Genomic DNA, 11,946 nt, shown 5'->3' with positions numbered 1-11,946 from the left:
AGACCGCATAGTTCTCTCGGAATGATGACACCAAATGAAAAAGAAGAATGGTACTGGGCACAGCACTAAGCAGCTGTACTCGGCACTTTTCTTTATAAATTGTGTCCACTTTATTGACTATAGTCCAGCTTGACACTGCTATTTTTATGGATTGCCATAAAAAGTGCCTTTTTCTGACCAACCAATATCACCTTTTTCTTCGCTCTGGTAATGGCTGTTTAGATCAAGGCTCTTTGCAGCATTACATAGAAAGAGGATAAAATCGGCAGGATCACACATTCATACTCGCTACCCTGTGATTTATGAATGGTAGTGGCATAAGCCAGCTCCAGCTGATTCAGCTCATCTATTGTATATGTCTTGCAGCGATGGTCTGAAAACTTGACCGTCAATACCTCATCATTGTTTTTATCTACCTTTGCAATAAAACCGATATCTCCATTGCTTGCAATCTCTGTATTCTTTGTCTGCATTACCTTATCGCCAAAGCGAAATGATGTGCTTCCATAAGAGAGTTCCATGGTTTTATTGAGCAATGGATTTGCTAATTCTCTTAACATCTGATTCAGATTTTTCACACCGGCATCGCTTTTCAGGCGGAACGGAGATAATACCTGCACCTGTTCCAGTCCATAGGTTTTCACCGCTTTCTGATAAATTTCCTGAATAGACTGAACTGCTTCTGCAACATCGCTCACATCAATAAACTGGAAATCATCGCCATATAAAAACTTTGTCTCTCCATTTTTCATTGCATGGGCATTCAAGGCAATCCTACTGGTGTTCTGCTGACGGAATACCGTGTCCAGTACTGTTACCGGGACTAAACCGCAGCCAATCAACTCACTGAGTACATTTCCTGCACCAACAGAGGGAAGCTGATCTATATCACCTACGAACAAAACCTTTGTTCCGCTGGCAAGTGCCTCAAAAAGATAATATGCCAGCTGCATATCCAGCATAGATGCTTCATCTACAATAATGAAATCAGCAGATAAAACCGTCGTATCCTGCTCATTGGCATCTGATGTCAAAGAAAGAGCGGAATGCAGTGTAGAAGCATTTGGATATCCTGTACTTTCCGACATTTTTCTTGCTGCTCTCCCAGTGGGTGCTGCAAGTAAAACCTCTTTTCCTTGAAACATCTTCCCATAGACTGCCAAAATGACTTTCAGTACTGTTGTTTTACCAGTACCAGGACCACCTGTAATAATAGAAAACGGATGTTCCATACACATTTCCACAGCTTGACTTTGAGCTTCAGAAAGCCAGATTCCATTTTCCTTCTGTGCTTCCTCCCAAAATTTTTTGCAATCTTCAGTTTTCTTTTTTCGACACAACAGTGCCGCAATATTCTTTGCCGTTTCCTTTTCATATAAATACAGTTTCGGAAGATAGACCTGCTCATGCTCAGAAATAATTGTCTTTTTCTTCTGCATCAAGTCATAAACCTTTTGAATCTTAGATTCACTCACTGGTGTATCTTCACACTTCTCATTCAGCATCTCTAATGCCTTTTTCAGCACCTCACTCTCTGGCAAATAAACATTGCCATGGTCTTTGCTTTCTTCCAATACATACATGATGGCGCCTTCCATACGCAGGGGATCATCCGGTTGGAAATTGATTTTTCTTGCAATTTCATCAACCGTCAAAAAACCAAAGCCGGAAATTTCACATAAGGCAAATGGTCTGTTTTTTATGGTTTCCACCGCATTCACTCCAAAAGCTTCCTGTATCTTTTTTGCTTTATTGACAGAAATGCCATAAGGTGAAAGAAAGGTCATCAGTTCTCGGATACTTTGGCTATCTGCAAAAGATTGACGGATTTTATCCAGCTTCTTTTGGGTAATGCCTCGCACTTCTAACAAACGCTCTGGTTCGTGTTCTAAAACCTCCAATGTATCCAATCCAAACTTTGATACAATCAATGTGGCTGTGGCTGGACCGACACCTTGAATCAAACCAGAAGACAGATATGCTGCAATTCCATCTTTCGTTTTGGGGATGATTTCACGAAAACTGTCCACCATGTATTGCAGACCATATTTACTGTTTTCCCATTTGCCATTAAGCTCCAGCATCATGTTGGCTCTTTCCGGAAGATAATATCCTTTTACAGAAAAACGGATCTTGTCATACCTGCTGTTTAGCTGTTCCAATGCTTCTTTTGGAAACAACCCCTTTTCTTCACTCACCATACGCAGGATACAAAATCCGTTATCTTCATTCTTATAAATCGTTTTTTCATAGGACGCAATCAAAATACATCACCTTACCTTTTACTTTATCACTTTCTTCACTTGAAATGTTCTGCTTTCTGAAACAGAAGCATATTTATCAAACATTTCTTTGTCATTTAACTTCATTCGTTCCATTGCTTCTTTTGGTATCAAGGTACGGTAAGATGGCTTATAGGTGATCAAATACTCACACCCATCTGCTACACACTTTCCCTTTGTACCAGAACCCAACATGGCTGCAAATTGTGCATACATGGTCTTGATTTTTCCTTCCAACTCCCTACCCGCCTTATCTAATGCGGATTTTTCGTTTTTCATTTCCAGGATTTTTTCAAACACATCACCATATACATTGTCAAAAATCAATTCTTCCTGTTGATTACGCTCTGCTTGATAACGCTTCAGGCTCCTAAGCATCAAATCACCATCACCTGTTAACGGCGGCTCTTTCTGTTTTTCCACAAAGTCATACCAAAACATCCCTTCCTGTGCAATCAAATCTACTTCAAAATCCAGATCACGTTCGATTTTCTGATAGATAAAATCGTTCTCTGTGTTGCCATGCAGGCAAGCAGCATAACTGGCAAAAACATTTCTCACTGCCATGTAATGTCTGCACTGTACCTCATAAGTATAGGGTACTGCACCGCCGTCCCATTTATCTTTCACATAATGGCTGCCAGTTTTGCACTCTAAAATACCGATTTCACCAGATGACGTTTCGTACATATAATCAATGTCTGCAATCATATAGGGATATAATGGATGACGCAGCATTCTTTTTTCCTTCCAGACACGAAATCCTGTTTTTTTCGCAAAGATTTCTGCAACCAGATCCTCTAAACGCTTTCCAACCTCAAGAATGACCCAATTTTCATCCTCTGGCATGTCAGGTGTTCTGCCAATTTTCTCAAAATAAACATCTCTTGGGAGTTTATAGGATGACACACCAAGAATAATGCCGGCATCACTGCCACCAATACCACTTTTTCTATACTCCAGCCAATCTTCATTACTTAATCCTGTAATATCCACCACAACTTCTGGTTCATACTGTAAATTCAAAGACATATTTTGTTCCTCCTTTTACCATTTCATTTCTCCAGCCAGATCATAGCCCTTCCATCTGATATGTACCGCACGAGCAATGTTCTCCTCCATTTTCACGATTTTAGCGCCTTCTGGCTCATCACGCATGAGGATATGTTCTGCCTCCGTAATGCCCAAATAGACTTCATACGCTGAACAACATGTTTCTCCGTACTGCTGCTGAAAATTTTCCGCAACTTCCATGGCAATTTTTTTCGGGATACCAATGCGTTTCATAACACCAAGCATAGCATTGACCGGATGAAGTAAAATCAGGCTCATCATTTTTTCCAGATTGCTTAACGCCTTTCCATATTGGGCATACAACAGATTTAGCTGGCTGTCGAACTTCTCCAGACTGGCACCATTTTTATGTTCCAGTTTTAGAGGACTGCCAAGGGGTAAAATCTTAGCTCCGCTTCCAACAAAGAGCAATGGATATAAGTTTGCACCACTATACCCCACATCAGAAGTCGTTAAACGAAGTCCAGCTTTTAACCCATCTGTTGGTAAACGGTGTTTTTTCAGCAGCTCACTGTACTCCTGAAGCAAATCTGTTTCATTGCTCAGCTCCCATAAAGCAGTAGCTACACTATGGTCATAAGATGCACCTGCAAAGGTATACCCTGGGAAATTCGTTTGCAGGTATTCCACTGTCTTGCGGAATAATTCCGGCATTTCTAATACTGCGTAGTCTGATGGATCACCACCATGGACAGCGGATATTTTTTTCTCACAAAACCTGAGCAATGCTTCTCCAGATGCAACTTCCATACAGTAGTTCAGAATTTTTGCAAGAACAGTTTTTTCCACTTTGTTCAAAGCATTGCCAGAGACTCTTGCCCTATCTAAAATGGTTTTCACTGCACAGCTACGTACCGGATAAAAACTATCCTGCACCTTCAGAACCAGGCGGGTATGTTCCATGGTATCTTCCATAATTGGCTGCATCTCATGATTTTCCTCGTTCTCCATGAACATTGTCACTTTCTGGTCATCTGCTGCTAAAAAACGGATTTCACTGCTCTTTTCTCTCTGCCAAGCAGAGTTTTCTTCCCTTTCCTGAAGAAAGGCAATAAATTCCTCCTCCTTCAAAAAATTCTTTTGATACTGATCCATAAACACTTTTTCATTCATAAACACTTCCACCTTTCTAAAAATTATTTGTTTATATCAAAGGCTCCTTCGCCCTTTGACCAATAAAAAAAGCGGAAAAAAACCAAAATTTCATTTGATTTCTTCCCGCTATTGTCAAAATAAAAAATGCGTGACTGATATGTAAAAACACATAACAATCACGCATATAATCCTTAAACAACCTGTTTCAGATTTACTGAAACATAATACTCAATATATAGCTTAGCATAACACGGCAATATCACTCTGTCAAGGATGTCAGTTTTTTGATGGCCTTGCAATAGCAAAAGAATTCTCAATATTATATCTGTTATTCTTATCATCATCTTATTGAACTGACCACTGTCTCTGTTATACCATTATTTCTTTTCATCACCATAGTTTGAACTGAAGGACAGTTTCTGTTACCTTGTGGTGTTATATACATATTGACAGCACCCCCTGCAAGACTTGTAAAACTTGCAGAGGGCACTAGCAGTTTTATTTTTTCTTCCAATTCAAAAGTAATGCCGAGTTTATAATTACAAGTATTGATCCTGTATTATGTACCAATGCACCTGTAACGGGACCGAGTAACCCGGTTATAGCAAGTGCAATTGCAAGAAAATTTAGTCCCAAAGAGAATGATAGATTCACCTTAATGGTAGTCATCATTCTCTTTGAAAGGGATAAAAGGTGTGGTAACTCTTTGATTTCATCATTCACAAGAGCAATATCTGCGGCATCCACCGCAATATCGCTCCCAACACCACCCATCGCAATGCCAACATATGCTTTTTTAAGTGCTGGTGCATCGTTAATGCCATCACCAATCATACAGACTGAATATCCACCATCTTGATATTTACCGATATAGTTCAACTTATCTTCTGGCAGACAATTAGCATAAACCTCACTTATGCCCAATTGACTCGCAATGGTTTCAGCCGCATTCTTGTTATCTCCGGTAAGAAGAACAGGATGCACATCGATTTTACCAAGTGCTGCAATCATATCCTTACTTTCTTCTCTCACCGTATCAGAAAGAACGATATAACCTGCTAATACATCATCAATGACAACATAAGTTATAGTACTACCTTCATTTAAATATTTACCTGCAGCATTTGCAAGTTCTTTGGAAATTGTTACGCCTTCCATAAGCTTTAAATTACCTGCTTTAACAACCTTTCCATTAACAGTAGCCGTTACTCCCTCACCGAGACTCATTTTGAAATCCTTACAAGCGACTGTTTTTTGACCGTAACAACGGACAATAGCCTTTCCAATAGGATGTTCACTCATGTGCTCAGCTGAGGCAGCATAGAAATAAATCTCATCCTCACTGTATGCAGAAACAGATTTAACCGCAGTTACTTTGGGTGTGCCATATGTTAGAGTACCCGTTTTATCAAAAGTTATTTTTGATACTTTGGCAAGTCTTTCAAGAGCATCACCTTCACGGACAAGAAAGCCATGTTTCGTAGCATTTCCGATAGCTGCCATAATTGCAGTAGGGGTAGCAAGTACCAATGCACAAGGGCAAAACACAACAAGGATAGTAACTGCACGAATAATTTCATCCGTAAATGCCCAAGTCAGACCTGCAGCAGTAAGCGCAATCACAACAATCCAAGTTGCCCATCTATCCGCAAGACCAACAATTTTTGCCTTGTCTGCATCGGCAGACTGTACCAACTTAATCATTCTTTGAATGGAACTGTCCTCACCGACTTTTATAGCTTTCATTTCAAATGCACCAAACTGATTGACCGTACCCGAAAATACCTCATCACCAACTATTTTATCTACAGGGAGAGATTCTCCTGTCATAACCGCTTGATTTACAGAAGTCTGACCAGAAATGATAACACCATCAACAGCAATCGTTTCACCAGGCAGAACACGAATAATATCACCAACCTTTATTTGCTCGGCAGGAATAATCTTTTCTTCACCGTTCATAATAACTCTTGCTGTCTGCGGCGTTAAACGAACAAGTTTTTCAATACCCGCTCTCGCTTTAGCAACAGTTAGATCTTCAAGTAAAGAGCCAAGTTGCATAATAAAAGCAACTTCGCCTGCAGCGAAATCTTCTCCGATAAACACTGAAGCAATAAGAGCAAGAGATACAAGTACGTCTGCTTTAATATCAAAGGAAGTAATAAGACCAATTATGGCTTCTAAAACAATTGGCACACCACAAAGAATAATAGCAACCCATGCCGCATCAACAGGCAATGGTACTAAATCAAAAACACTTATCATAAGCGAGAGTCCGCCAAGCACTAGAAACACAATATCCTTCTTTTTTCCGCCAAGTTCCATAAATTCTTCCACTTTTCCGATAATATTCTCCATACGAAACCTCTTTTCTATACCCATACTTTGACCACTATTATACCTATGGGGGTATACCCATATTATACCCATAGGGGTATAATATGTCAAGGATTCCAAAAGAAAAAAGGCAGTTATTTAAACTGCCTTTCGGAAAAATTTTATTTTATTGCATGTTGGCAAAGCGTTCTACTGCTTTGGTAAATTTCTCAATAGTTGCATCCGCATCTCCATGTTCAATGCCATCTTTTACGCAATGTTTGATATGACCTTCAAGCACAACCTGCCCCGCTTTATTGAGAGCAGATTTCGCTGCATTAATTTGAGAAAGAATATCCTCGCAAGGCACATCCTCGTCAATCATTCTGTCAATTGCTTGAATTTGTCCAATAATTTTTGCAAGCCTGCGATGCAGATTTGCAGAATCCATACATTGTTTCATACGCTAACCTCCATACCTCTATGGGTATGTGTATTGTAGCACTTATTAAGAATAAAGTCAATTTTTTCTATAATATTGGTCTATCAGCTTCTACATGCATTGATGATAATCGGTGTTTCTCTATTATGAGGTACGTTTTTTGTTTATTACAAATACACTTCTCCATTTCTTATATGTGGTTCATCACTTCTCTCCAACAGAATTTGAACCAGCATTATAATAGTGTCCAATTTTGGCTTTCTTTCTGCTTATTTACCATATGGGCATAGATACCGTTTTCTTTCATTAACATATCAGGCATTCCTTCTTCAGCCACCTTTCCTCCCGACAACACCACAATTTTATCAGCGCTTGCTACAGTACGCATTCTATGCGCAATCACTAAAACAGTCTTATTTTCGATCAGCCTCGACAGCGCTGTTTGAATCAAGGTTTCATTTTCTACATCCAAAGCTGCTGTAGCTTCATCCAGCAAAATAATTGGTGCATTTTTCAAAAAAGCTCGTGCTATGGAAATTCGTTGGCGTTCACCGCCAGAAAGTTCACATCCGTTTTCTCCAATATAGGTATTCCATTTATCAGGCAATCTTTCAACAAACTCATCAACATTTGCAAGATGTGCCGCAGCCAGAACTTCCGCATCTGTGGCATTCTGATTGCCAATACGTATATTTTCCATAATCGTATTATCAAACAATGTTACTTCCTGAAATACAATTGAGTACAAAGAAAATAATACTTCTGGATCGACTTTTGAAATATCCATGCCTCCAACCGTAATCTTACCAGAGGTAACATCCCAAAAACGAGCTGCCAAACGAGATACTGTCGTTTTGCCTCCTCCCGAAGGTCCTACCAGTGCAGTTACTTCTCCCTGCTTTGCCGTAAAAGTAACATCCCTCAGGACGGTTTCACCTGAATTATACGCAAATTGGACATGTTCAAAGGAAATGTCATACCCTTTATTGGAAAGTAATGTCTCGCCTTGCTGCATTGGATGATCCAAAATTTCATTCATACGCGCAATATTTGTACGGGTAGAAATAACAGCTGCCAAATTCTGCAATGCACCTTGTAATGGATCATACATTCTGGAAATAACCAACAGAAATAAAAAGAATGTTAATACATCCAAACTGCCTTGCACTAACAATATAGATCCAACAAGAGCTACGGTAACAATTCCAAGTTTTAAAACGAGAGAGGCTGATACCACAAATGCAGCTAACCCAAATTCGTTTAAAATAGAGCGATGTTCCACATAGCGTATTTTCTTTTCAAGACCTTTCAAATATTCTTTCTCTGCATTATTAGCTTTCAGGTCCTGAACTGTTTCGATGCATTCTTGAATTCCATCTGCGCAAGACATTTTTGCATCCATTGACTTTTTATTAAATCCTTCTTGAATTTTTGCAGAAAACCCTACAATGGCAAATGCCACTGGTGCTACCCAAAGTGCAGCTAAAGCCATGCGCCAATCGTAAAAGAATAAACTTATCAAAATCAATACTGTAGAAATAATTGATCCAACCAATTCCGGGATGAAGTGCGAAAAACTCTGTTCCAAGAAAGTGCAATCTGCCATAATTGTACTGGTAAGATCCGCCAAATCCTTTTTTCCAAAAAAGGACATTGGTATCTTTCGTAATTTTTCTGCCAAGGTAACCCTGCGTATACCACTTTCAATATAAGTCGCAAAGTATGTTGCATTGTATTGGAAGTATGTTGTTACCAAAATAATTCCTATGCATAGTACACAACCAATGATGTAAAAAGAAATCCTATTTTTAGGTACACCTCCATTGATCAAATCACTTACAAGGCTATAAAGCAATCCAACGGGAAACATGAAAGAAATATTTTGCATAACACATGCAATGCATCCTTTTATCAGATCTTTTGCCCCCGTTTCAGAAAGAGCATATTTTTTCTGCAAATATTTAATCATGATTTCAATACCTCCTTTTGTACCTTCCATTGAACGGAAGACTGGTATTCTTCCAACATTTTGGCAAAGAGTCCATCCTTATTCTGCAATTCATCGCTAGAGCCACTTTCAACAATTTGCCCATCTTTTATCACATAAATCTGATCTACTCCAACTACAGAAGATAATCTATGCGCAATCATAAGAACCGTTTTCCCTTGTGTGAGTTTAGAAAGCGCTGCCTGCACACGAAACTCATTGTCAGGATCTGCAAATGCTGTGGCTTCATCTAAAATAACGATTGGCGTATTTTTTAGCATAACACGAGCAATTGCAATTCGTTGTTGTTCTCCACCAGAAAGATAAATTCCTTTTGTGCCAATTATGGTATCTACACCATTGGGCAATTTTTCCAGAATATCTTGGCATTGTGCATTTTGCAGTGCTGTCATAACTTCCTGTCGGGTCGCATTTGGTTTACCTAAACGAACATTTTCTAAAATAGAAGCTTTTATCAAATGACTATTTTGAAATACAAAAGAAATCGTATTCATTAATTCTTCTTTGGAAATATCTCGGATATCCACACCACCAATTTTTACACTTCCGCTATCAGGGTCAAAGAAACGAGAAATAATATTCGCAAGTGTAGTCTTACCACCGCCAGAAGGTCCTACAAAAGCAACTTTTTGTCCAGATGGAATGGAAAGCGTAATCCCTTTCAAAGCCTCTTGTTTTCCATCATAACTGAAATGCACATTTTCCAGTGATACAGATCCATCTTCTGGATGCAGCGGATGTTTTGTTTCCTCCAGAGGTTTTAAAGTCATAATGCTGTCAATTCTTTGTAAAGCATCATCCACAATCATGGCGTTTTCACTTTGGAACATAATGCGTGTTAAAGTTACAGATATAATGGGGGTAATAATAATATAAAAGATTAAATTCAGAAGAAATTCCACAGAAGTATGCTCCTGCGTAAATAATAATGCACCAGCAATCAGGAAAACAAATACCCCATTAATAGCTGCTGTATAAAGCATCATTGGCATACGAAGCTGCTTTGTATAAGCAATAACCCATACTTTATAGCGATCGATGGAGTCCTTGAACTTTCGAAATGAGTAGATCGTTTGACCAAAAGTCTTAACAACCGGAATCCCTCGAACATACTCAACTGCTTCATTAGACATATCATCCAGTGCATCTTGATATTCTTTCATTTTTTGCTGCATTTCTTTGCCTGTCATAGTCATCATAATGGAAAATGCAAGAACTACTGGCAAAAGGCTTAAAAGACCAAGTCTCCAATCAAACATCATAAGCAAAAAAAGCAATCCGCAAGGTGTGGCAATGGCATTTGCTCGATCTGGAAGTTGATGTGCAAGATAAGTTTCTGTTGCAGCACTGGATTCATTCACGATCTTTCGAAGTTTCCCACTGCCAAACCTCTCCGCAGCTCCCAATGGAAGTTTTACGATATGTTTCATTGTCTGCAAACGCAAATTTGTTGCTATGCGAAAAGCACCCAAATGAGAGCACATAAGACCGGATATATATATTAGCATCGATATAATTGCAAACAATACCGCCATCCACCCATTATGTGTAACATCCTTGGCGGCACTAAAATTGGGTGCAACCTGTAATATTTCCTTCATCATTGCCCATATAAAATAATATGGAACCAAAGCGAGCAAGGCACTGATGGCAGATAATATCCATGAAGCGTAGGTCAAGTATTTGTATTTTCCTGCAATTTCAAGCAGACGTGACAAATTAGATTGTTTTTTCAAGTAAACTCCTCCTTTACATTTTTATACTTTAGGTTAGCAACAACTAACTCATGTATATAAATTATAGGGCTTTACTGCCCCATAATTTTCATCCAACCAGCGGTATAAAACGCTCTCATCTGTTCAACATAATTTTCTGCGTCAGCAAGGGGCATTTCATGAATAATCAGTTCAAAAAACGTATGAAACATCCCTGTAATCAAAATATGTTCTAAGGCTGGATCTATTGGCGGAGAAGGATGCCCCAACTTTGCTAAAACGTTTTTATACGCCTGGGTGCCATTCATCTCAATCTCAACCATTTCGTCTATAAAATTAGCAAATCGTGTACCTTCTGAACAGCAGAGAAGCAATTTACATTCTTCCAGATTCTGATAAGCATAATGCAGCATATCAAACATACACATCCCAGAAATATCGCTCATAACTTTCGGTTGCTGTTCATGCGGAAGATTCGCAAATTCCTTCTGGGCTTCTTTAAAACGATTAATCAAATAATCATAGTGTTTGCCCACAAGAGCTTCAAAGAGTTCCTCTTTGTTTTTATAGTACCCATAAAAAGCACCCGTCGTCAGCCCTACAGATTTAAGAATATTTCGTAAGGATGCAGAACGATAACCTTTCTCCGAAAATTCCCTTTTGGCCTCAAGATGAATATATTCTAACGTTGTTAAACTTTGCTCTGCCATATCGACCTCCATATAACACTGTTATATAACACAGTTATATTATAAAATCAGTCATTTTATTTGTCAAGAGTACATTACTTGAAATATATAAATACCGGAATGATCTACATAACATTGATGCCAAGATATGTTAAAATTGATATTTTTATTAGACGCTTTTTTATAATTGGAAAAAACCTGCAGAAGCAAATCAGATTTATATTTCAATCTAACATTTAACGTAGCAAGCTATGAGGTTTGGATAAATCCAATACAAAAATAATCTGTTCTATGTCTAGCAAAATAGTATAAAGATGGTTTACTG

The 11,946-nt window shown here is 38.7% G+C and carries 8 protein-coding genes; all 8 read right to left on the bottom strand.

The annotated features are described in order from the left end of the window. Positions 1 to 218: 218 nt before the first annotated feature. Positions 219 to 2,264: an SF1B family DNA helicase RecD2 gene (gene recD2 / locus INF29_RS08820; RefSeq protein ID WP_193486049.1), complete on the bottom strand. Its 2,046-nt coding sequence runs from the start codon at positions 2,262 to 2,264 to the stop codon at positions 219 to 221. 18 nt (positions 2,265 to 2,282) lie between these two features. Further along, entirely contained in the window at positions 2,283 to 3,314 is a 1,032-nt protein-coding gene (locus tag INF29_RS08815) for a YqaJ viral recombinase family nuclease (RefSeq protein ID WP_193486048.1), read from the bottom strand. A gap of 15 nt (positions 3,315 to 3,329) precedes the next feature. Beyond that, complete coding sequence (locus INF29_RS08810; protein WP_193486047.1) at positions 3,330 to 4,469, bottom strand: transposase; 1,140 nt, start codon at positions 4,467 to 4,469, stop codon at positions 3,330 to 3,332. Between the two features lie 480 nt (positions 4,470 to 4,949). Further along, entirely contained in the window at positions 4,950 to 6,809 is a 1,860-nt protein-coding gene (locus INF29_RS08805) for a heavy metal translocating P-type ATPase (RefSeq protein WP_193486045.1), read from the bottom strand. A gap of 145 nt (positions 6,810 to 6,954) precedes the next feature. Then, positions 6,955 to 7,230, bottom strand: a complete 276-nt coding sequence (locus tag INF29_RS08800) for a metal-sensing transcriptional repressor (RefSeq protein WP_072851566.1) — start codon at positions 7,228 to 7,230, stop codon at positions 6,955 to 6,957. A gap of 214 nt (positions 7,231 to 7,444) precedes the next feature. Next, a complete protein-coding gene (locus INF29_RS08795) occupies positions 7,445 to 9,178 on the bottom strand; it encodes an ABC transporter ATP-binding protein (protein WP_193486043.1) in 1,734 nt (577 codons plus the stop codon). After that, positions 9,175 to 10,953, bottom strand: a complete 1,779-nt coding sequence (locus INF29_RS08790) for an ABC transporter ATP-binding protein (protein WP_193486042.1) — start codon at positions 10,951 to 10,953, stop codon at positions 9,175 to 9,177. Before INF29_RS08790 ends, INF29_RS08795 begins: the two co-directional genes overlap by 4 nt. A 71-nt stretch (positions 10,954 to 11,024) precedes the next feature. Next, positions 11,025 to 11,642: a TetR/AcrR family transcriptional regulator gene (locus INF29_RS08785; RefSeq protein ID WP_193486040.1), complete on the bottom strand. Its 618-nt coding sequence runs from the start codon at positions 11,640 to 11,642 to the stop codon at positions 11,025 to 11,027. Positions 11,643 to 11,946: the final 304 nt, after the last annotated feature.

The organism is Anaerotignum lactatifermentans (genome assembly GCF_014982935.1).
Taxonomy (GTDB): Bacteria; Bacillota; Clostridia; order Lachnospirales; family Anaerotignaceae; genus Anaerotignum; species Anaerotignum lactatifermentans.
Note: the sequence above shows the minus strand (reverse complement) of the source record. Positions and strands in the feature narration are given on the sequence as shown.